Below are 22,301 nucleotides of genomic sequence, written 5' to 3'. Positions count from 1 at the left end.
CCTTAATGTCTAATGCCCAGAAAGCACAGCCGCGGTTACCGATCGACCGCTACGTCCCCGCCGACCATACCCGCGTCACCTTCGACGGGGGCTTCTGGAAAAGCTGGACAGAAACCGTCCGCGACGTCACCATTCCGACCCAGCACATGCGGCTTGACGAGGAAGGCTTTCTCGAAGTTCTGGATTTCGACAAGCCGGCCGGTCCGCTCGCTCGTCCGATCCAGCCGAGCGGCCTGTCGATGCAGCACTTCTTCGATTCTGACTTCGGCAAGTGGATCGAAGCCGCCAGCTACACGCTGAAGAACCACCCCAACCCAGATGTCGAGGCGAAGATCGATGCGATCGTCGAGAAACTCGAACACGGCCAGATGGCCGATGGCTATCTGAACAGCTGGTTCATCCGCCGCGAGCCGGAAAACCGTTGGACCAACCTGCGTGATCTTCACGAAATGTATTCGATGGGCCACCTTCTGGAAGGAGCCGTCGCCTATTTTGAAGCGACAGGAAAGCGTCGCTTCCTAGACGTGATGATCCGCGCCGTCGACCATATCATCGATACGTTCGGCCGCGAGCCGGGTAAGCTTCGCGGCTACGACGCGCACGAAGAAATCGAGCTCGCACTCGTCAAGCTCTACCGCGTGACCAAGGACCCGCGGCACCTGAAGCTGGCGACCTACTTTGTCGACGAGCGCGGCCAGATGCCTTCTTACTACGACGAGGAAGCGCGCAAACGTGGCGAGGATCCCGCAGGCTACGTCTTCCAGACCTACGCCTACAGCCAGGCCCACACGCCGGTGCGGGAACAGACCCAGGTTGTCGGTCATGCCGTGCGCGCGATGTACCTCTTTTCCGCGATGGCGGATCTTGCCTTTGAGAATGATGATGAGAGCCTGAAGAGCGCCTGTGACCGACTGTTCGATAATCTGGTCGGGCGCCAGCTTTACGTTACCGGTGGCCTTGGACCATCGGCGTCCAACGAAGGCTTTACGCGCGAATACGATCTACCGAACGAAACCGCCTATGCTGAGACCTGTGCGGCTGTCGCGCTCGGCTTTTTTAGCCATCGCATGACCCAGATCGAGCTCGACAGCAAGTTTACCGACAAGCTCGAGACGGTGCTCTACAATGGCGCCCTTTCGGGAATCTCGCGCGACGGCGAACATTACTTCTACGAGAACGTCCTGGAGAGCCATGGGCAAAATCGTCGCTGGAAGTGGCATTACTGCCCTTGCTGCCCAACCAACATCGCCCGGTTCATCACATCGCTCGGTCAGTATTTCTACTCCACCAAGGCCGATGAGGTGGCGATCCATCTCTATGGTGAGAACACGGCCGAACTTCCCGTTGGCAGTGCATTCCTCCGCTTGCAGCAGAAGAGCCAATATCCGTGGAACGGCGACGTCGCCATCTCACTTGGCCTCGACCAGGCAATGCACTTCACCTTGCGGCTTCGCATTCCAGGCTGGTGCCGCGATGCACATGTCTTCGTCAATGGCGCGGCCACCAAGCTCGACGTCACCAAGGGTTACGCCGCCATCGAACGCGAATGGAAGGACGGCGATACGGTCAGGCTGGCTTTCGATATGCCGGTCGACCGCCTCTATGCCCATCCCGCGGCGACTGAAGACAACGGTCGCTTTGCGCTGCGGCGCGGTCCGGTGATTTTCTGCGTGGAGGAAGCCGATCTCGGCAGCGAACCGCAACGGCTACGGCTGCCTTCTGAGGGCGAGATCGCCGCAAGTTTCGACGAGACACTTCTTGGTGGAGCGACCGTGCTTGAAGGTGATGCACTTGAAGCCGATGCATCCGACTGGCAGGAGACGCTTTATCGTACGCAGCCGCCGGCGCTCAAGCCGACGCGCTTCAAGGCGATCCCGTACCACCTTTGGGCAAACAGAGAGCCGGGCGCCATGGCCGTCTGGCTGCATGAGAAGTAGGGGGAACACCATGGCTCGCCTTGAACTTCGCAATGTGGTCAAATCTTACGGCATCTACGAAGCCGTGCGCGGCATCAACCTCACGATCGAGGACAACGAGTTTGTCGTCTTCGTCGGTCCGTCGGGCTGCGGCAAGTCCACGACGCTGCGCATGATCGCTGGCCTGGAACATATAACCGGTGGCGATATCGTCATCGGCGATCAGGTCGTCAATCGGCTCGGCCCAGGCAAACGCGATATCGCTATGGTCTTCCAGAACTATGCGCTCTATCCGCATATGAGTGTCAGGGAAAACATCTCCTTCTGCCTCGAACAACAGAAGCTCCCCAAGGCGCAGATCGACGAGCGCATCACCCGCGCCGCCGAGACACTGCATATCACCGAACTCCTGTCGCGGCGCCCCGGTCAGCTTTCGGGCGGGCAGCGTCAGCGTGTCGCCATGGGGCGCGCCATCGTACGCAACCCGAAGGTCTTCCTGTTCGATGAGCCACTTTCCAATCTCGACGCCAAGCTGCGTGTTCAGATGCGCACTGAGATCAAGCGCCTGCACCAATTGCTCCCGACAACGACTGTGTATGTCACCCATGACCAGGTCGAGGCAATGACGATGGCCGATCGTGTCGTGGTCATGAACGGTGGCATCATTGAACAGGCCGGACCGCCTCAGGAGCTGTACCATCGTCCGGTCAGTCAGTTCGTGGCGGGCTTCATCGGCTCGCCGTCGATGAACTTCCTGAACGCAAAGCTAGAGAGCGCTGGCGACGGGTTGGTTGTCGTTCTCGATGATGGCAGCCGCCTTGCCGTTCCCGCATCCCGAACGGCGGAGTACAAGTCACATACGGGCAAGCCGGTCGTATTCGGCATCCGGCCTGAATCGATATCGAGCCTGATGCCAAAACCAGGCTTCGAAACGATAGAGGCGACTATCGATCTCGTCGAACCACTTGGCCCAGAAACGATGATTTACTTCAACATCGGCCCGGTCAGCCTTTGCGCCAATGTCGATCCGGAAAGTGAACCGCGTCCAGGTTCGCAAATGCCGCTTTCCTTCAACATGAACCGAATGCACCTTTTTGACCCAGCTGGAGGCCGTTCGCTTTCGTCCTGATGGCGTCCGGGATGATCACCTAGAAGCGTTCTGGCCGGCACAGTTGCCGACCAGTGCAGGTCGTTCACGGTTGGCCCATTGCGTTGCCAATTCAAGCTCCCAACCGACAGGGGTGACGAGTTTACACATTGGGGGTGGTCTTGATCCCAAGCGATACGCCGAAGCCGGTCGTTCAGGTGAAATTCTTATTTGCGAGATTTCCATGTCGACACGCTGAAAGTGAAGGCTTGGATTACTCATTGACCGTTCGACTTCCCAACCGGCGCTCGGCGCTCCCCGGGCGATGCCGTTAGGTAGTCGATCAACCTCATCTATCATGGAGATTGAGCTTGATGCCTGCCCGTCGCGGTTGTAGCCCGGTCTGAAGCGCAACATTGTCCAGGATATCACTATGCTCGTCAGCGAATACACCATCCCCGGCATCCACGTCCGAGACCATCTCGTTGATGTGCCGCTCGATTGGAAGAAGCCGGATGGCGCAACGATCAAGGTGTTCGCGCGTGAAGTTTGCGATCCGTCACGCAGCAAGGAGGCGCTGCCTGTGCTGCTCTTTCTGCAGGGCGGCCCGGGGGGCAAGTCCCCGCGTCCCGTGGGCAGCGGTCCATCGCGGCTCAGTGAAGCACTTAAAAATTATCGCGTCGTGCTGCTCGACCAGCGCGGCACTGGCAGAAGCACCCGCATCGAGAGCGCCACGATGGCGCTGTTTGCCGACGGAAATGCTGGAGCTCGCTATCTTAGCCACTTCCGGGCCGACAGCATCATCGCCGATTGTGAGCATCTCAGGAAGACCGTATTCGGCGGCGCGCGTTGGGAGACTCTCGGTCAGAGTTACGGTGGTTTCCTTACCCTGACCTATCTGTCTCGGGCTCCCGAGGGGCTGGCCGCCTGCTATGTTACAGGCGGCCTTGCGGGACTTTCGGCGTCCGCGGACGACGTCTATAGACGTACCTATCCGCGCGTGGCCGCCAAGAACCGCGAATACTACAGGCGATACCCTGCCGATCGCGACCGCATTGGTCGGATCGCGGACAAGATTGCGGCGGAGGATATCCGCCTTCCCGATGGCGACCGGCTGACGGTCCGCCGATTGCAGACAATCGGCATCGATTTCGGTATGGCGCCGGGATATGAGAATATTCACTGGCTGATCGACGAGGCCTTCTCCGACCACGAGGAGACACGCTTCTCCGACACTTTCCTAGCATCCGTCATGTCGCTGACCTCGTATGACGGCAACCCGATGTTTGCCGCTCTGCAGGAAAGCATCTACGGCCAGGGCCCAGGTGCGACCGGTTGGGCCGCCGAGCGGGTTAGGTCCGAGTTCTCAGAATTTGGCGAAGCACGCCGGCCGCTGCTCCTGACCGGCGAGATGATGTACCCGTGGATGTTCGAGGAGATTCGCTCGCTGCGGCCGTTCGGCAATGCGGTCGAGGCATTGGCACGCTACGACCAGTTCGAGCCGCTTTACGATCGCTCTCGATTGGCCTCGAGCGAGATCCCCGTGGCCGCCGCCGTCTACTTCGATGACATGTATGTCGATGCCGAACTGTCGCTGGAAACTGCGCGGAATGTCGGCAATGTCCAGATCTGGGTGACCAACGAATTCGAACATGACGGCGTCCGCCAGTCTTCGGCGGTTTTCTCGCGCCTGCGCCAAATGGTGCGTGAGCGGGGAGGCCCCCTTGGGATCCATGGCAACGATTCACCGCAAAAGTAAAAGTGTGTATTGTGCGATTTCCATCGGCCTATTGGTGTGCGAGTGCCTAGCCACATCTGGCGCGGGTGAGCGTTATCCAATTAGGCCCTACACTCATAACGGGGTTCACACGCGGGCATGGCTTTGATTCAATGAGGCTTTGATTTGGAGGCCTCAGATGACGCGTCGCCGGTTTGACCTGACTGATTTCGAATGGAGCATTATCCAGCCGCTTCTTCCTAACAAGCCTCGCGGCGTCCCGCGAGTTGACGACCGGCGCGTTATCAACGGCATCTTGTGGCGATTTCGCACCGGCTCGCCCTGGGCGGATGTTCCTGAGCGCTATGGCCCCTACACAACCTGCTACAATCGTTTTGTTCGTTGGAGAAAGGCTGGTGTCTGGGACCATGTTCTGGAGGAGGTCTCAAGGGCCTTCGACGGCGATATTGTCATGATCGACAGTTCCTGTGTCCGCGTTCATCAACATGCGGCCACGGGAAAAAGGGGATCAAGACGATGGCTGCATGGGACGTTCCCGCGGCGGCTTGACGACGAAGATCCATGCTCTTGTCGATGCAGATGGCCGTCCAATTGGCATCGACCTGACCCCAGGACAAGTGCACGACAGCAGGGTCGCCGAGCCAATGCTGAAGGATATCGGAAAAGGTGCCATACTTTTGGCAGACAGGGCTTATGATACAAACGCCCTTCGAACCTTGGCAAAAACAAAACGGGCCTGGGCCAATATTCCAGCAAAGCGAAACCGCAAGGAGAGCTTTCCGTTCAGCTCATGGGTCTATCGGCAGCGAAACCTCGTCGAACGCTTCTTCAACAAGCTCAAGCAGTTCAGAGGGATTGCCACTCGATATGACAAGGACCCCCAAAACTTCCTAGCAGCCGTAAAACTACTCGCCACCCGCATCTGGATCAGGTCCTTATGAGTCTACGCCCTAGGCAACTTCGCGCTGGCGCGGCGGGCTATCTCGACCGGCTATCTCGACCGGCCTGTCGCCGTGGGCCACTGCCCCCCAGTTTCCGAGCTGGCTTGCCCGCAGTGAAGGAAAGGCCGCTTATGGCTGAAGTTATTGAAGCTGTCCCAGGACGATCGTCGAGACGTTCTTGCGATCGCCGCGGAGAAAGCCGGACGGCCGATCCATCTTGGACAAGGACACTTCGCCACAATGCCATCCGCAGATTTTCGGAAGATATCGACCTGACCTATGATATCCGTGAACTAGCTCATGATCTCGTGGGCAAGAACGAGGAAGCGTTGCCGGAAACCGGATGCGATGAGAAGCGCTGGTCGAGCGAGGTCTGCAAGCGCTTGCCGGCTTGGGTATCGGAAACCGTCGGCCCGCTCATTGTCGATGCGATCACCGCCCAGCCGCTTCCAGCAACCGTACGTGTCGAAGCCGACAAGCTCTTGATCGGCTACGAGGCCATTGGCGGAGGGTAAGCTATGTCGCGCCGAGCATCATGCTGGAGTTCGGGGCGTGAGCGACCGGAGAACCAGCGAGCGTTCGCGACATTTCGTGCGATGCTGCGGGCCTTGTGGATGGCATCGAGTTTCCCACCGCGAAACCGCGGGTCATGACAGAGATCCACGCCTTCTGCCTGCAGGCGCGTCTCCGCGGAGAGCGCTTTTCACGTCACTGGATCTACAGCCGTCGTGCAACCGAAATGCTGTCGCGCCGGATGAAGCGGCTTGGAATGACAACACGTGGTTCTCGTGACCCTTCCGATTTTTCCATTCGCGCGATCAGAAACTCGGTAGCCACCTCACCGAGGGCCTCCATGGGCTGCTCGATGGTCGATAAAGGCGGCGCGCAGTATTCGCAGACCGGCGACCCGTCGAACGAAACGATCGACAGATCATCAGGCACACGCCACCCCATTTTCTGCACCTTGCTCATGAACGAGATCGCCATGTCGTCGCTCGTCGCCACGACGGCCGTCGGCTTTGTGGAGAGATTGGCGAATTCCGCCGCGGCTTGCAGTCCCGTCTCAAATCCGAATTGGAATGACAGATCACCACCGGAACGCGTCACGTTTTCCTCGGAAAGGCCTGCCTCTTGCAGGGCTTCGACAAGGCCCGCATAACGCTCGACATCATGGTAGTTCCCGGTCGGACCGGCAATATAGAAGAAGCGTCGATGCCCAAGGGCCAGCAGTTCGCGGGCTGCTTCCTTCACGGCCTGGCGATCATTCGTGATGATGCTGGGCACGCTCGTTTCGCTCATGTCGAGAAGCAGCGAGACGATCGGCAACCCAGCTTCGGCGAGCGACCTGTTGGCGACGACGGGAAGCTGGGACGAAAGGATGAGCGCGCCCCTCACCGTGCCGCCGAAGGCAAGGTCCAAGATGTGCCGCTCAGAGCTCTCGTCGCGATCGAGGTTGGCGATCATCAGATTGTAGCCGTTGCGGATGACGGAGCGGTTCACCGCCTCCAGGACCTGCGGAATGATCTGTGAAGCGCCGTAATGCAGCGATCCCGGCAGAATGATCATGATCACGTTCGACTTGCCAACCCTGAGATTACGGGCGGCGGCATTGGGGGTATAGCCAAGCTCTTCCGCGGCAGCCGCGATACGCGCACGCGTCTTTTCGTTGACGCGGCCGGGGTTAGCCAGTGCCCGGCTGACCGTCGAGATGGCAACGCCGGCAAGGCGCGCCACATCCGCCATCAAAGCGGATGCGCCCTCTGTGGATGAATTGTCTTCAATTTTCTTCATTCATTCCATCCACTTAAACCCAGCGCCGGACAAAGCCGCCGCATCTCCCAAGACCCTTATAGCAAACGTTTGCCAAAAAATCGAAGAAAGCCATTGCATCTTTTATCGCCTTGTCTAATATCAAGGCATGGCAAACGTTTGCCAAGTGTCAAAACACTGAATTATATGGATAAATTTCGCCGTGGAAGCTCTCTTTCGCGACGGGTTGCCTATGCTCATCGGAGGAATTGAACAATGGCGTCGAGTGAGAATCTGCGTTTCGGTGTGGATCTGGTTACCTTCTTCCATCCAGGATTCTGGGGCGTCGACAGCTACGACGCGATCATTGATCACGCCAAGTCCGAGCCGCGCAAGTTCTGGGACAATATCCTCGACAGCATCCAAGCCTCGGGCGTCACAGGCGTAGAGCTGACGTTCTCACCCTTTAACTGGCAGGATGCCATCAAGACCTACGGCTCGGTCGAAGGCTTCGCCGCCGAACTCTCCAGGCGCGGCCTGCAGCTCGCATCCGGCTTCTTCGCGGAACTGGAAGCATCGGGCGACTTCACTGAAGCGGCGGCACAGGACGCCATCATCGCCAAGGCTGAACTCTACGCCGACTTCATCAAGGCCTGCGGCGGCGATGTGATGGTGATCGGCGCGCCGATGCGCCAGACACCGGGTGCCGAACCGGTTCGCTTCCGCGATTTCGACCAAGCCAAAATCATCGCCGATTTCCTCAATCGCTTGGGCGCGATTCTATACAAAAAGGGCGTCAAGCTCGCCGTTCATACGGAAGCACACTCGATCTTCGCCGCAGCCCGAGACGTCGACCTGCTGATGCTGCTGACCGACCCCACTTACGTCCACATGTGCCCGGATACGGCCCACATCATTCTCGAAGGCTCGGATCCTATCCAGCTCGTCGACCGCCACCACGAGCGCATGGTCATCGCGCACTGGAAGGATGCAATCGGCAAGATGCCTTCAGACACGCCGATCGGCAAAGATATCCACGAGCGTCATCGCCCCTATTTCTGCGGCTTCGGCCTTGGTCGCGTCGATTGGCCGGCGTGGATCCGGCTGCTCCGCGACCGCCAGTTCAGCGGCTGGGCGATCCTCGAACTCGATGCCGCTCCCGATCCCGTCGGCGATATCGCCAATGGCCTGACCCTCGTGCGGCAGTCGCTACTGCCGATCTATCGCTAACCGAAACTGTAACCAACGGCCCCGCAAAGAGGGCCCATGAAGAGGTGGAACCATGAAGAGAATGACAATCCTGCTCGCTGGCACCATTCTGCTCGGCGCCGTCGGCCTTGCCCAGGCCGATGACAAACTGAAGGCCGAGGTCTTCACCTCTTGGACCTCGGGCGGCGAAGGCCGAGCCGTCGACGCCATCAAGAAGGAATTCGAAAAGCGCGGCGGCGTGTGGGAAAGCTCCACCGTGGCCGGCTTCGAAAACGCCAATGCCGCCTTCCAGAACCGCCTCGTCGCCGGCGACCCGCCGACGGCAAAGCAGGTGGTAGTCGGCAAGGACCCGGCCGAGTTCATCGAACAGGGCCTGATGAACCCGATCGACGAGGTAGCCGCGGCCGGCAAATGGAAGGACGTGCTTCCGAAGGCGCTCTACGACTACATCTCTTATGACGGCAAGGTTTACCTGACGCCGACCGGCATTCACGGCGAAAGCTGGATGTTTTATTCCAAGGACGCATTCGCCAAGGCTGGCATCACCGAGGAGCCAAAGCATTGGGACGCCTTCTTCGCCGACATGGACAAGCTGAAGGCGGCCGGCCTGACGCCGATCGCCTGGGGCGGCCAGGCCTGGCAGGAAGTGAAGGTCTTCAACATGGTGCTCCTGTCGCAGGTCGGCATGGACGGTTTCATGAAGATCTATGCCGACAAGGATCAGGCTGCCCTGACGTCCGACGGCGTCAAGAAGTCCCTCGAGATTTTCGGCAAGCTGCGTGCTTATGTTGACGAAGGTTCTCCCGGCCGCAACTGGAACGACGCGACCGCCATGGTCATCACCGGCAAGGCCGGCGTGCAGTTCATGGGTGACTGGGCCAAGGGCGAATTCACCGCCGCCGGCAAGGTTGCCGACAAGGACTTCGGCTGCGCCATCTCGCCGGCCTCCCCCGGCCTGATCTATATTTCGGATGCCTTCGGTTATATGAAGACCAACGATGCGACCCAGGATGCAGCGCAGAAACTTCTGGCCGAAGTCGTGATGGATCCAGCCGTTCAGGTCGACTTCTCGCTCAACAAGGGCTCGATCCCCGTACGCACCGATGTCGACAAGTCCAAGTTCGACGCCTGCACGCAGAAGGGCATGGCATTCCTGTCCGAAGGCAAGATCGTTCCGGAACACGCCATCACCACGACGCCGGAACAGGTCGGCGCGCTGACCGACTTCATCGGCGAATTCTGGGCAAACCCGTCCGCCGATATCGATGCGTCGGCCGCGCAATTCGCCGCGATCTTCGAGTAACGGATCGGGCAGTTGCCGCCTGCGCCGCACCACCGGCGCAGGCGGCCTTTCGAAACGCTCTAGCAAAGACCTTCAGATGAAACGCAAGAATAACCGCTCGAAGGCGGCGCTGATCGCGCTCATCCCGACCTGGGCCGCGGTGATCGTCGTCTATCTCGGCACCATGGTCTGGTCCGTGACGCTGTCGTTCACCAATTCGCGGCTGTTCCCATCGTGGAACTTCGTCGGCCTGGAACAGTATTCCAAGCTGTTCGCGACGGCAAAGTGGCTGATCTCCTTCCAGAACCTGATCATCTTCGGCATTCTCTACGTCTTCGGCTGCCTGTTTCTCGGCTTCCTTCTCGCAGCCGCCCTTGATCGCAAGGTGCGATTCGAAAGCGCCTTCCGCACGATCTTTCTCTACCCCTACGCCATGTCCTTCGTCGTCACCGGCCTGATCTGGCAGTGGATGATGAACCCGACGCTCGGTGTGCAGGCCAGCGTGCGCGCGCTCGGTTGGGAGAGCTTCACCTTCGACTGGATCATCAACCGCGATCTGGCGATCTATGCCGTGGTCATCGCGGCGCTCTGGCAGGGTGCGGGCCTGGTGATGATCCTGGTTCTCGCCGGCATGCGTGGGATCGACGGCGAGCAATGGCGCGCAGCGCGCGTCGACGGCATTCCGGTGTGGCGGACTTACGTATCCATCATCCTGCCGCAGATGACGCCGGCTTTTGCCGCTGCCGGCACGCTGCTCTCGATGGGCGTCATCAAGACCTACGATATCGTCGTGGCACTGACCAACGGCGGGCCGGGATCGGCCACCGAAGTGCCGGCGAAGTTCATCATGGACAACCTGTTCCAGCGCCAGAACCTCGGCCTCGCAACGGCTGCGGCCACCGTTCTGCTGCTGACCGTACTGATCATCATCGCGCCGTTCCGCTATGCCCAACACATCCGCGCCCGGCGCCAGGCAGGTACGCTATGACGACCCATCCCCGCGGCCCGAAGCCCACGCAGTTCACCGTCGCGCGCGTCGGCCTCTATGCCTTCCTGATCTCCGCCGCCCTGTTCTTCGCCGTGCCGCTTTATGTGATGATCGTCACCTCGCTGAAGACGATGGACGAGATCCGGCTCGGCCAGATTTTCGCGCTTCCGCTCCATCTCGATTTCACCGCCTGGAAGACTGCCTGGTCCGGCGCCTGTGCCGGCAGCGAATGCGGCGGTGTGCGCATGGGCTTCTGGAACTCCATCAAGATCACCGTCCCGGCCGTCGCCATCTCCGTCTTCTTCGGCGCGATCAACGGCTATGCGCTGTCCTTCTGGCGGCCCAAGGGTGGACGCGCGATGTTCGGCATGTTGATGGCCGGCGCGCTCGTTCCCTACCAGATCTTCCTCTATCCGCTGGTGCGCGGCATGGCGGTCATGGGCTTCTACAACAGCCTCGGCGGCATCATCCTGGTGCACGTGCTCTTCGGCCTGCCCCTGGTGACGCTGCTCTTCCGCAACTACTTCGTGACGATCCCGGAAGAGCTCTTCAAGGCGGCTCGCGTCGATGGCGCCGGCTTCTGGCGGATCTTCATCGAGATCATGCTGCCCATGGCGCTCCCGATGATCGTCGTCGCCTCGATGTTCCAGTTCACCGGTATCTGGAACGACTTCCTGCTCGGCGTGGTCTTTGCCGGACGCGACAATCTGCCGATGACCGTACAGCTCAACAACATCGTGAACACGACGATGGGTGAGCGCAATTACAACGTCAACATGGCGGCCACCATCCTCACCGCCATCATTCCGCTTGCCATCTATTTCCTGTCCGGACGCTGGTTCGTCCGCGGGATCGCGGCCGGCGCCGTCAAGGGGTAAAGCTGAATGCAATCCGCTGTTTCAATCAAGGACCTGAAGATCACCTATGGCGACCACACCGTCATAGAGAAGATGTCGCTGGATATCGCCTCAAAGGAATTCCTGGTTTTGCTCGGCCCTTCGGGCTGCGGCAAGTCCACGCTGCTCAACGCCATCGCCGGCCTTGCCGATATCACGGATGGCGAGATCTGGATTTCGGGCAACAATGTCACCTGGGACGAGCCCAAGGATCGCGGTATAGGCATGGTGTTCCAGTCCTATGCGCTCTATCCCCGCATGTCTGTGCGAAAGAACCTCTCCTTCGGCCTGCGCGTCGCCGGCCTGCCGAAAGCCGAAATCGACAGCCGCGTCGAGCGCGCCGCGTCCCTGCTGCATCTCGAGAAGCTGCTCGAGCGCCGCCCGGCCGAACTCTCCGGCGGCCAGCGCCAGCGTGTCGCGATCGGCCGCGCGCTGGTTCGCGAGGTCGATGTGTTCCTCTTCGACGAGCCGCTCTCGAACCTCGATGCCAAACTGCGCAACGAGCTGCGCGTCGAGATCAAGAAGCTGCATCAGCAGCTCGGCAACACAATGATCTACGTCACCCACGACCAGGTGGAAGCGCTGACGCTTGCCGATCGCATCGCCATTATGAAGGAAGGCGTGATCCAGCAATTGGGCACGCCGGCTGAAATCTATCACCGCCCCGCCAACCTCTTCGTCGCCGGCTTCATCGGCGCCCCAGCAATGAATGTCATAAGCGGCAGGATCGGGCGCGAGAATGAGAGGTGGCTGTTCGAGGCCGCGAATCTTGTTGTCGATATCTCCAGCTATGCATTTGCCTCGGAGCCCAAGCCAGGCCCGGCGACCCTTGGCCTGCGTCCCGAACATCTCGCCATCAGGGCGAAGAGCGAGAGCTCTGCAATCGCGGCCAGCGTATCGGTCATCGAGCCCATGGGCTCGGACACCGTTGTCTGGCTCAGCTGGAACGACACGACGCTGTCGTTGCGGGTGATGGGCGATCTCGATCTTCAGCCGGGCGATGCGATCGGCCTTGGGCTCGATCTCTCCAAGGCATCGCTGTTCGGCGAGGACGGTAACCGTCTGTGAGCCCATCTTCGCGGCCCACGAAAGGGCCGCGACTCCATTTCATTGATGAAGTCAGGTTTTGAACGACATGTCTGAGAAAGTGTATGACGCGTTGGTGATCGGCTCCGGCGCAGCCGGGTCCTTTGCCGCCAAAGAACTGACGGCGAACGGCCTTTCCGTTATTCTGCTCGAGGCCGGCCCCGAGATCGGCAAGAACGATTTCAATCCGTCGAAGAAGAAGCCGCCGGCAAGCGCCATCAACATCTGGGAGCGCGCCCGCGCAACTATCAAAGGCCAGCCGGTCCAGGCTCGCGCCGCCTTCTTCACCGAGCGCTTCAGCCGCTTCTTCGTCAACGACCGCAAGAACCCGTACACCACACCGCGCGGCGAGCCCTTCCTCTGGATTCGCGGGCGCCAGGCCGGCGGCCGTCTTCACAGCTTCGGCCGCGTGCTGAACCGCTGGAGCGACGACGACTTCAAGATCAAAAGCCGCACCGGCGCTGGCGTCGACTGGCCGGTCTCTTACGACGAGCTTGCGCCCTATTACGCGGAAGCCGAGACCCATCTCGGCCTCTACGGCAATGAAGACCACGTCGCGGCGATGCCCGACGGCGTCTACGCGCATCCCGCCAAGCTTACGCCGGCCGAACAGCTCTTCAAGAAGACCGTCGAAGGCCAGGCGCCAGAGCGTCACGTCGTGTCCTGGCGCTATATCGCGCCGGATCCCGAGCGTGTGCCGCGTCCCCTGCGCGAGGCGCTGGCGAGCGGAAAGCTCACCATCAAGCATAATGCCATCGTGCGTCGTATCACCACGCATGCCGAAACCGGTCGTGCGACAGGCGCGGAGTTCACCGATAAGGCGTCGGGCAGCGTCCAGACGATCCGTGCCGAAAACGTCATCCTCTGCGCCTCTCCGATCGAAAGCGTGCGTCTGCTGCTCAATTCATCGTCGAAGAAGCATCCGAATGGGCTCGGAAACAGCTCGGGCACGCTTGGCCGCTATTTCATGGACCAACTGCCCTGCCTTGCCTTCGGCACCTTCCCGCCGGCCAAAGGCTGGTCGCACGACGATTCCGCACCGCAGGACCCCTTCTACAATCCATCGGGTGGGATCTTCGTGCCGCGCTTCGAAAACGTCGAAGACAAGCCGCAGCGCGGCGATTTCGCCTACCAAGGCAGCGTCGGGCGCGCGCCGGTGGGAGAGAATGACGCCGCGAGCCTGGCCTTCTTCGGCTTCGGCATGATGCTACCGTACGCCGACAACCGCATCACGCTGGATGCGCGGCGCAAGGATGCCTGGGGCATTCCGGTCCCGCACATCCGCTGCGTCATGCACGAGACGGAAACCGCGCTTATTCACAAACAGGAAAACACCCTGATCGACATGGTCGAGGGCGCTGGCGGCAAGCTCGACTTCATCGGCTCGCCTCTTGGCCTCAAGGAAATGGGCCGCGGCGCCTTCCCGGAAGCAAGCGCGCTCAGCCGATTCCTTTTCCGCAAATGGTTCAAGAAAACAATGTGCATGGGTGCCGCCATCCACGAAAGCGGTGGCGCACGCATGGGCGCATCCAGGGAAAACTCCGTCCTCAACTCCTGGAACCAGAGTTGGGATGTGCCCAACTTGCTGGTCACCGACGCAAGCTCGTTCGCCGGCGGTGGAACCACCGGCACGACTCTCACAGTCATGGCCCTCACCCTGCGCGCCTGCCGCAAGCTGGCGACAGGCTACATGCAACGTTGAATGAAAGAGGTCCGCCTAAAGTATTTCGCCTTGTCTTGCACGCTTCACCCGATTTGCAAGCCGCTAGATCAACTAAAGCGTCATGCTGTCCCTGTCCAAGAGTTCGGATAACGCTCAAAGAAAGTCTCCATTCTCGCGACTTGCGGTCGATGAAATGAAATGTTTGGCCTTTTTGCGCAGCACGACGCTTGCCATATTCCCTTAAAGGTTGGATCAGACATGGCTAAAGTCGTCGTCAAAAAGTCTAGCGGACCGAAGGCTGATCTGCGCGGCGCGGCTGTTACTCAGAAACGTGTTCACGATGCAAACAGCGGGCAGTTCCTGGTCGTGCGTACTATTGACGCGCAGAGCAAGACCCTCGGGCAGGATCTGTACTATGGTTTTAGCAAGAACGTCGCCAAGGCACGCCGAGAGAACAAGGCTGTGACCGGCGTCGTTGATCGTGCCCCCATAGAAGCTTGAGCAGCCGGTCCTCCTGATCGTTGCTGGGCCTAATGGATCACGGAAGAGCAGTGTCTACGCCAATGCCGACCTCGAATGGGAAGGGCGATCTGTCTGGATCGTCAATCCCGATCTGCTGCCTGCTAGGATCAGCGAGGTAGAAGCAAGGCCGCTGCTGGATGCCAATTTCCCCGCGCTGACTGCGGCCTGAAGCGGACTTAGTTTCTATAATTGAAATTTATTAATTCGCGCGATTTCATATTTGCGAATTCTGCCGAACCGCAGCTAGTCATGTTGAGGAACTGGGGATGTCCGGCAGGTAATGATGCTCACGTGAGCACGACGACGCCGCGATTACCGATGTTGCAATTGGAAGTCTCAAAGGATTAGGGGGAAATCCACTTATGTCTCACGTCATCATCAGCAGCTGACGAGATCTCTGTACTGAAGATCTAGCCGGCGCGCTTGAGCGCACGCCTTCAACATAAATCCAACGGCACCGGAATAACGGATTCGATCTCTGCAATGATCCCCTGTGCCCATTCGAAAGTTTGAACCGACCATGAAAATCACGACAGTTCTTATTTGTTCGACCGCAGCATCGGCCGCTTTTTCAAGTGCACAGGCCGCGGACGCGATCGTCGCTGCTGAACCCGAAACTGTTGAGTACGTCCGGGTCTGCGATGCTTACGGCAGCGGGTATTTCTACATTCCTGGCACCGAGACCTGCCTTAAGATTAATGGCTATATTCGTTTTCAGGCCAATGCCGGGCCCAACGCGGCGACCGCGAACGCTTCGACTTCAGGCACCTCGGACTGGGACGTTTTCACTCGTGGGCAGCTCCAGGTCACTGCAAAAAGCGACACGGAGTCCGGGGCGCTGACTGGCGTGTTGGTTTTCCAGACTAATGCAGACAACGCTTCTGGACAGATCGCAAAGCTCGACTCTGCCTACATCGACATCGCGGGTCTGCGCGCCGGCTTGTTCTATAGTTGGTGGGACGATGACCTCTCTGGCGATACCGACGATATCAAGAGCAAGGTCACTCTTCATAATTCAATTCGCTACCAGTACGAGTCCAGCAACTTCTACATCGGGGTCAGTGTCGACGAACTCGAAGATGGATATTACAGCGCGGGCGAGGGTTCTAACAACGTCGGCATTGCGTTCGGTGTTGGCGGCAAGGTCGGTGCACTGAGCTACCAAATCACGGGTGGCTACGACACCGACAACGAAGAAGGCGCAATCCGCGCGATGGGGAACGTAGCCATCGGCCCAGGAACCCTCGGCCTCGCCGGGATTTACTCCAGCGCTCCGAATTCGTACTACCAGACTGCCGAATGGATCGCTGCAGTTCAATACGCCATTGCCGCGACCGACAAGGTAAAGATCACCCCAGGGTTCCAGTACTACGGCCACTACGGCATCATCGGTAGTGATTTCAACGACAACAACGATGCGTGGAAGGTTGGCGTCACGCTCGACTATGAACTCGTAGAGAATCTATATGCCAAGGCAACAGTGAACTACCTCAACCAAGATCAGGGCAGCGACGTGACAACGGGCTTCTTCCGGCTTCAGCGCGCATTTTGATGGAAAGGCCGAGACCGCGCTGAGGTATTCAGTGCGGTCCCTCTCGTGGCAAGTTTATAGCCACCAACTAATGACCTTGAAAAGCAGTCACGCGACCCAGCCTGTTCAGCCGACGGTTCGGAGTGCAGCCTTCAAAGGTCACTAGCATTACATGACCTCTCGCATCAGTTGGGTCCGGGCGATAGCGTGGCCGGATCGCCGACCACCACCTGCCATCGCGGGCCGTGCCAGTCACGACGACGACGCGCGCAAAGATGCTGCTTAAGAGATCAGTCAACATACGTTTCTGCGCTTGGCTCTTGGAAGGATTTTAAGCGGCGGCCCCTCGATGAATTGTCTAACCACTGAGAAACGTCATACTGGCAATTTTGGAACTTTCTCACCCTAGCGACGCAGACGCAGAGCCTGGCTCTTCTTTGAAACTAAATGCCCTCTAGACGCGCCTGGTTGCTATCGTTGTATTGGTCTGCGAATCCAATCAAACGATCCAACGAAAGATTTCGCTGAGACAGCTCCCGATGTTTCACTGACTTTCGGCTGGGGCGCTTCGGGCTGTTGACAATCCCTACCGGTTTAAAGCAGTTCAAAACGGTAGAGAGGGGCCCTAGTAACCTCGATTGAAGTCTATGCCCGCAGGCTGAATGCCGTTCGCACGGAATGCACAGACTCTGTCGGCAACGATCTTTGCTGCGGTCGGCGGGTTCGTGGGCGCCGAGATGTGCGGCAGCACAGTTACGCCGGGATGCTGCCATAGTGGGCTCTGTTCATCGAGCGGTTCGGTTTCGAAGACATCAAGCACTGCGTGCTGGACAACACCTGCATCAAGCGCAGCGACGAGATCGCCCGTTTTCACGATGCGGCCACGCCCAAAATTTATAAAGCCAGCATTCGCGGGCAGAAGAGCAAATTCGCTTGCGCCAAGGAGACCGGTCGTTTCAGCGGTTAGCGGCAGCAGGCAAACCACGATGTCCGAAGTTTTAAGCATGGCATCTAGACCAGCGCGGCCGAAATACGTTTCGACACCGTCGATCTGCTTTTCGGTGCGGCTCCAACCACTGACCACAAAGCCCGCCAGCTGCAACTGCCGGGCGGCAGCGCAACCAAGAGCGCCGAGGCCCAACAGCCCGACCCGGGTATCGGGTGCCGACCGGTAAGGGAGCTGCCGCCAAAGGCTTTGGCGTTGCTGCATGCCATAAGCGGGCATGTCGCGGGAGAGATAGAGCGTCCAGGCGAGCACCGCCTCAGCCATGGTCCGCGCAAGATCCGGGTCGACGAGACGCACGATCGGGTGCGAGAAGCCTTTGAGTTCCAAAACCAGCCGCTCGACACCGGCCCAGAGGCTGTGCACCCATTTCAGGTTCGGCAGTCGCTCGAGATCAACGGGATCGGGATTGGCGACGATGGCGATATCGACGAGATCGAGCTCTTCGGTCGATAGCGCACGAATGGACCGGATGGTTTCACGCGGCATAGCCGCGCTGAGGGCCGTGAGCCAGTTGTTTTCGGCGGCTTCGGATAAGCGCGTGACAAGCGCGATGAGAGACGACATCGACATGCTCTGTTTGGTTGCCCGTCATGAACGCCGAGCAACATCAGGAAAAAAAGACCGGGCACTTTCGGTGCCCGGCCATGCGATCATTACTGAATGGTCTTGATCGGGTCCTTTGGCGTCGGATCGAAGCCGACCAGATCGGTCGTCAGCTTGGCGTAGGTGCCGTCGGCAACCATGTCGGCCAGTGCCTTGTTGACTGCCTCGACCAGGTGCGGCTTGCCCTTCTTGAAGGCAAAGCCCTTCTGGACATGGCTGACATAATCGTCAGTCATGGTCAGCGGCATCTTCGCGGACTTTATGGCGTAGGCAGCGGCGATCGCATCGGTGATGACAGCGTCGACATTGCCATTGACAAGGTCTTGCATGGCATCGGATTCGGCCTTGTAGCCCTTGGCGGTCGCGCCCTTCTCTTCGGCGATCTTTGTCCAGCTCGATGCGACGAGAGCACCGACCGTCTTGCCCTTGAGATCACCAGCGCTCTTGATCGCGGAATCATTGGCTACGACAATGCGGCCACCGGATTCCAGCCAGCCGTTCGAGAAGGTGACCTGCTGCTGGCGCGCTTCGGTGATGTCCATGGCGGCGCTGATGACGTCGTACTGGTCGGCCTGAAGACCGACGAGCAGCGAGTCCCACTTGATCAGGACAGGCGTGTATTCGAGGTTGAGGCGCTTTGCGACTTCGGTCATGACGCGGATTTCGAGACCGTCGAGCTTGCCATCAGGCGCGCGCATGCTGAACGGCGCGTAGGTGCCTTCGGTGGCGACCATCAGCTTGCCCGGCTGAAGGAGCTCGAGGTCGGCGGCATGGGCGAGAGAGCCGACAGCCATGCCTGCAAGGGCGGCGGCGGTCATGATGAGAGACTTCAATTTCATGGTTCAGTTCCCTTTATGTTGGTTCAGTGCATTCACTCGGCATCGCACGCCGGTTTTCGTCAGCCCTTCGCCTTGGCGCGTTGGGAAGCAAGCAAAGCCAAAAGTTCCGCCACCACGGTGGCGGCCATCAAGGCGGTGATCTGTCCTGGCCCGTCGTAGAGCGGATTGGCCTCGACGACGTCGCAGCCGACGAGGTTGATGTCGTGAAGGGCGCGCAGAATCTGAAGCGTCTCACGCGCCGTCGGTCCGCCCGCCTCGGGGGTCTGGACCGCAGGTGCCGCAGACGGATCGATGAAGTCCATGTCGAAGGAAATGAAGGCCGGGCGCCCGCCGACGCGATCGGCGATCCGCTGGGCGAGACCATGATGGCCGAGGTCGAGTGCATCGTCGGTCGTGAGCACGTCATAGCCGAGATCGATAGACTGGCTGATATCGTCCTTCTGGAACAGCGAGCCGCGCATACCGATCTGGATCGAGTGCGCGGGATCGATGATGGCTTCCTCAGCGCCGCGGCGGAACGGCGTTCCAGCGCTGTACTTCTTTCCGGCGAAATACTTGTCCCAGGTATCCGTGTGGGAATCGAAATGAATAAGCGCGATAGGGCCATGAACCTTGGCCAGCGCCCTGATTTCGGCAAGCGTGATCGAGTGATCGCCGCCGATCGCGAAGGGGACGATGCCGGCATTGACCAATGCCGCGACAGATTCCTCGATGCGCTCAAGGGATTCGATCTCGTATCCCGGCACGACGTTGGCGTCGCCAACGTCAGCCACGGCAAGTGCTTCGAAGACGTTGATGTTGCCGCGATAGGGACTGATCGGACGCAGCATCACCGACATAGCCCGCACCGCGTTCGGAGCAAAACGCGCACCGGTGCGGTACGGACCGCCGGAATCGGAGGGGAGCCCGATCACGGCTGCGTCCAGCCCGCTCAGCGTCGTCGCCTGCGGCAGGCGCATGAAGGTCGGAACGCCGCAGAATCTTGGTGTTTCAAGCGAGTCGATCGGAAGCACACTCATGGCTGGCCTCAACCCAGGTTGGCGTAGCGTCGCTCAAGCCAGGAGGCGACGAATGTGAGGATCGTGGTCAGGACGAGATAGATGACCGCCACGGCGATGTAGAATTCGAAGGGACGGAAGGTCGCCGCGATCAGCGTCTGTGCATAGAGCGTTAGTTCGACGACGGTGATGGTCGAGAGAAGCGAGGTGTTCTTCAGCGTCGAGATCGCCTCGTTGGTCACGGCAGGCAGGACGATGCGGAAGACCTGCGGCAGGATGATCGTGCGCATGGTCTCGCTCGGGCTGAAGCCAAGCGCCAGCGCGGATTCGTTCTGGCCGCGCGGGATGGCGTTCAGGCCCCCGCGGATGATTTCGGCGACATAGGCGCCGCTGTTGATGCCGAGCGCGATGACGCCGGCTGTAAACGGCGAAAGCCGGATGCCGATCTGCGGCAGGCCGAAATAGATGATGAACACCTGGATCAGCGTCGGCGTGCCGCGAATGAACCAAATATAAAAGCCCGCCGCCACGCGCGCGGATTTCCATTTGGAACGCTGCGCCAGCGCTGCCAGAAGGCCGCATGCCCAGCTGACGACAATCGTCAGGATCGTCAGGCCGAATACCGTCCAGGCGGCTTCGAGAAAGCCTGGACCATAAAGCTGAACTTCTTCGATAAAACCGCTCATCACGCCTGCGCTCCCTGACCTTGATCGTTCGAGAAGGAATGACCAACGTCGTCATGCAGGATGCGATGAAGGAACTGCTTCAGCCGATCGCTTTCGGGATGCCTCAGAATATCCGGCGGTCCCTCTTCGGCGATTACGCCCTTGTCGAAGAACAAGACGCGCGAGGAGACGTCGCGCGCAAACGCGATCTCGTGTGTAACGAGCAGCATGGTCATGCCCTCGGACGCCAACGATGCCATCAGTACCAGAACCTCATGGACAAGCTCCGGATCGAGCGCCGAGGTGACTTCGTCGAACAGCATCAGGCGCGGTTTCATGGCAAGCGCACGGGCGATCGCCACGCGCTGCTGCTGGCCGCCCGACAGGCGCGATGGATAGCTGTGGCGTTTTTCGAACAGGCCGATCCGTGACAGGAGTGCCTCGGCCTCCTCGATCGCCTGCGCGCGCTGCAGCTTCAAGAGGCGGATCGGCGCATGCGTGACGTTTTCAAGCACTGTCATGTGCGGCCAGAGATTGTAGCTCTGGAACACCATGCCGACGCGCGCACGCAAGGACTGCAGCTGCGACGCTGTCGGAAAGAGACGCGAGGCCGGACGGAAATCGAAAGACAGGCCTTCGAAGTCCATGAAGCCCGACTGCGGCATTTCGAGCGCGTTGATCGAACGCAGGAAGGTGCTTTTGCCCGAGCCGCTGGCGCCGATAATGGAAACCACCTCGCCTGCCTTGACGTCCAGTGAAACGCCTTTCAGCACTTCGTTGTCACCGAAGCTCTTGCGGATCTCGCGGAGTTTTAGAAGTGGTTCGCTCATGCTGGCACCTCCGACGGATAGGCATCGAGAATGTTCACCGCCACGTCGCGCGGCGTGCGTGCGGCGCCGTTGATCGGCGTGATGTCTTGCGGACAGGCGGAGAGGACGAAGATCAGATCCATCTCGGCGCGCATGACGACGTAGTCGCCGGCAGCGGTATCCGGCGGGACGCGATCGACGGTGCCATCTGACGTAACGGGCACATTCATGAAGAGGTTCAGCGAGGCTGGCGTGAAGGGCATTTCGATACCCACGTCGGAGAGCGCCTCGTGGAAATTGTCGGTGCAGCTGCGGTGATATTCCTGGCATCCGAGCTGCTGATAGAGCTCGCGATTGCAGGGGCAGAGCAATGTGTCATGCCTCACCTTGGCGCTGTCAGCAACCATCGTCAGCATCGGACGGCGTCGGGAGCTCGTCAGCGCCATACCCTCGGTGAAGAAGATATTGCTGTTCATCGAACGCGTGTGATCTAGCGAAGACGTCTCGAAGTGATCGCTGTCGGCCAGTGCCCAGGCATCGACGACCTGGTTGCCGTGGGTGTTCATAACGAGGGCGAATTGCCCTGCCTTCATCTTGAAGGAGCGCCCTTTGGAGGCGGGCACGATGTCTGCGTCTAGGCTCATTTCAAACTCGTCTTTCTTCGATGCGATCGGTGCTGGGATGGTCCGATCGATCAAGTCCTAGCAACCCTATTCAGTATACCAGTGGAGTTCAAGTAGCAATTTCAATAAATTACAGCCTATATAATCGCC

The 22,301-nt window shown here is 59.5% G+C and carries 19 protein-coding genes and 1 pseudogene; 13 read left to right on the top strand and 7 right to left on the bottom strand.

What is annotated here, in order from left to right:
- The first annotated feature begins 5 nt into the window (after nt 1-5).
- From QTL96_RS28565 to QTL96_RS28545, 5 genes and pseudogenes are all read left to right on the top strand, one after another.
- The gene (locus tag QTL96_RS28565) at nt 6-1,937 is read left to right on the top strand and encodes a beta-L-arabinofuranosidase domain-containing protein (protein ID WP_289730097.1); all 1,932 of its coding nucleotides are present in this window, start codon (nt 6-8) and stop codon (nt 1,935-1,937) included.
- 10 nt (nt 1,938-1,947) lie between these two features.
- The gene (gene ugpC / locus QTL96_RS28560; RefSeq protein ID WP_289730096.1) at nt 1,948-3,045 is read left to right on the top strand and encodes a sn-glycerol-3-phosphate ABC transporter ATP-binding protein UgpC; all 1,098 of its coding nucleotides are present in this window, start codon (nt 1,948-1,950) and stop codon (nt 3,043-3,045) included.
- Between the two features lie 391 nt (nt 3,046-3,436).
- On the top strand, nt 3,437-4,762 hold the full coding sequence (locus QTL96_RS28555) for an alpha/beta fold hydrolase (RefSeq protein WP_289730095.1): 1,326 nt from the start codon (nt 3,437-3,439) through the stop codon (nt 4,760-4,762).
- Nucleotides 4,763-4,919: 157 nt separating this feature from the next.
- Nucleotides 4,920-5,682, top strand: a protein-coding gene (locus QTL96_RS28550) for an IS5 family transposase (protein WP_289730094.1) whose coding sequence is annotated in 2 segments (ribosomal slippage) — nt 4,920-5,242 and nt 5,241-5,682 — 765 coding nt in all. Because the reading frame shifts where the segments join, the coding sequence is not laid out codon by codon here.
- A gap of 135 nt (nt 5,683-5,817) precedes the next feature.
- Nucleotides 5,818-6,397: pseudogene (locus tag QTL96_RS28545) on the top strand (nucleotidyl transferase AbiEii/AbiGii toxin family protein); the annotation flags it as partial.
- A 2-nt stretch (nt 6,398-6,399) separates the two neighbouring features.
- Here QTL96_RS28545 and QTL96_RS28540 read toward each other — a convergent pair.
- Nucleotides 6,400-7,473 carry a LacI family DNA-binding transcriptional regulator gene (locus tag QTL96_RS28540; RefSeq protein WP_289730093.1) on the bottom strand — a complete coding sequence of 358 codons (1,074 nt, stop codon included), beginning with the start codon at nt 7,471-7,473 and terminating at the stop codon, nt 6,400-6,402.
- 234 nt (nt 7,474-7,707) lie between these two features.
- Between QTL96_RS28540 and QTL96_RS28535 the strand changes: the two genes are divergently transcribed.
- The 8 genes from QTL96_RS28535 to QTL96_RS28500 all read left to right on the top strand — a co-directional run bounded on the left by QTL96_RS28535 (nt 7,708) and on the right by QTL96_RS28500 (nt 16,629).
- Nucleotides 7,708-8,661, top strand: a complete 954-nt coding sequence (locus QTL96_RS28535; protein ID WP_289730092.1) for a sugar phosphate isomerase/epimerase — start codon at nt 7,708-7,710, stop codon at nt 8,659-8,661.
- A gap of 52 nt (nt 8,662-8,713) precedes the next feature.
- Nucleotides 8,714-9,943, top strand: coding sequence for an ABC transporter substrate-binding protein (locus QTL96_RS28530; protein ID WP_289730091.1), 1,230 nt, complete (start codon nt 8,714-8,716; stop codon nt 9,941-9,943).
- Nucleotides 9,944-10,019: 76 nt separating this feature from the next.
- Entirely contained in the window at nt 10,020-10,910 is an 891-nt protein-coding gene (locus QTL96_RS28525; protein ID WP_289730090.1) for a sugar ABC transporter permease, read from the top strand.
- The gene (locus tag QTL96_RS28520; RefSeq protein ID WP_112535104.1) at nt 10,907-11,788 is read left to right on the top strand and encodes a carbohydrate ABC transporter permease; all 882 of its coding nucleotides are present in this window, start codon (nt 10,907-10,909) and stop codon (nt 11,786-11,788) included. Before QTL96_RS28525 ends, QTL96_RS28520 begins: the two co-directional genes overlap by 4 nt.
- A 6-nt stretch (nt 11,789-11,794) precedes the next feature.
- The gene (gene ugpC, locus QTL96_RS28515) at nt 11,795-12,874 is read left to right on the top strand and encodes a sn-glycerol-3-phosphate ABC transporter ATP-binding protein UgpC (protein ID WP_289730089.1); all 1,080 of its coding nucleotides are present in this window, start codon (nt 11,795-11,797) and stop codon (nt 12,872-12,874) included.
- Nucleotides 12,875-12,941: 67 nt separating this feature from the next.
- Nucleotides 12,942-14,594 carry a GMC family oxidoreductase gene (locus QTL96_RS28510; RefSeq protein ID WP_289730088.1) on the top strand — a complete coding sequence of 551 codons (1,653 nt, stop codon included), beginning with the start codon at nt 12,942-12,944 and terminating at the stop codon, nt 14,592-14,594.
- A 219-nt stretch (nt 14,595-14,813) separates the two neighbouring features.
- Entirely contained in the window at nt 14,814-15,056 is a 243-nt protein-coding gene (locus tag QTL96_RS28505) for a hypothetical protein (protein ID WP_289730087.1), read from the top strand.
- Between the two features lie 541 nt (nt 15,057-15,597).
- A complete protein-coding gene (locus tag QTL96_RS28500) occupies nt 15,598-16,629 on the top strand; it encodes a porin (RefSeq protein WP_289730086.1) in 1,032 nt (343 codons plus the stop codon).
- Between the two features lie 604 nt (nt 16,630-17,233).
- Here the strand turns inward: QTL96_RS28500 and QTL96_RS28495 are convergent.
- The 6 genes from QTL96_RS28495 to QTL96_RS28470 form a co-directional block, all read right to left on the bottom strand.
- On the bottom strand, nt 17,234-18,178 hold the full coding sequence (locus QTL96_RS28495) for a glyoxylate/hydroxypyruvate reductase A (protein WP_289730085.1): 945 nt from the start codon (nt 18,176-18,178) through the stop codon (nt 17,234-17,236).
- A gap of 89 nt (nt 18,179-18,267) precedes the next feature.
- Nucleotides 18,268-19,056, bottom strand: coding sequence for a transporter substrate-binding domain-containing protein (locus tag QTL96_RS28490; RefSeq protein WP_112820981.1), 789 nt, complete (start codon nt 19,054-19,056; stop codon nt 18,268-18,270).
- Nucleotides 19,057-19,115: 59 nt separating this feature from the next.
- Nucleotides 19,116-20,075 (bottom strand): agmatinase, encoded by a 960-nt coding sequence (locus tag QTL96_RS28485; protein WP_112820983.1) that lies wholly within the window; start codon nt 20,073-20,075, stop codon nt 19,116-19,118.
- A gap of 8 nt (nt 20,076-20,083) precedes the next feature.
- Entirely contained in the window at nt 20,084-20,740 is a 657-nt protein-coding gene (locus QTL96_RS28480; protein ID WP_018901756.1) for an amino acid ABC transporter permease, read from the bottom strand.
- Nucleotides 20,740-21,549 (bottom strand): amino acid ABC transporter ATP-binding protein, encoded by an 810-nt coding sequence (locus QTL96_RS28475; protein WP_112820987.1) that lies wholly within the window; start codon nt 21,547-21,549, stop codon nt 20,740-20,742. Before QTL96_RS28475 ends, QTL96_RS28480 begins: the two co-directional genes overlap by 1 nt.
- On the bottom strand, nt 21,546-22,172 hold the full coding sequence (locus tag QTL96_RS28470) for an urea carboxylase-associated family protein (protein ID WP_289730084.1): 627 nt from the start codon (nt 22,170-22,172) through the stop codon (nt 21,546-21,548). The genes QTL96_RS28475 and QTL96_RS28470 overlap by 4 nt, the downstream gene beginning before the upstream one ends.
- Nucleotides 22,173-22,301 lie beyond the last annotated feature (129 nt).

Origin of the sequence: Rhizobium sp. S163 (assembly GCF_030380805.1) — a bacterium.
In the GTDB taxonomy this organism is placed as follows: Bacteria; Pseudomonadota; Alphaproteobacteria; order Rhizobiales; family Rhizobiaceae; genus Rhizobium.
The sequence above is the reverse complement of the archived record's forward strand: the minus strand, read 5'-3'. Positions and strand labels throughout refer to the sequence as shown.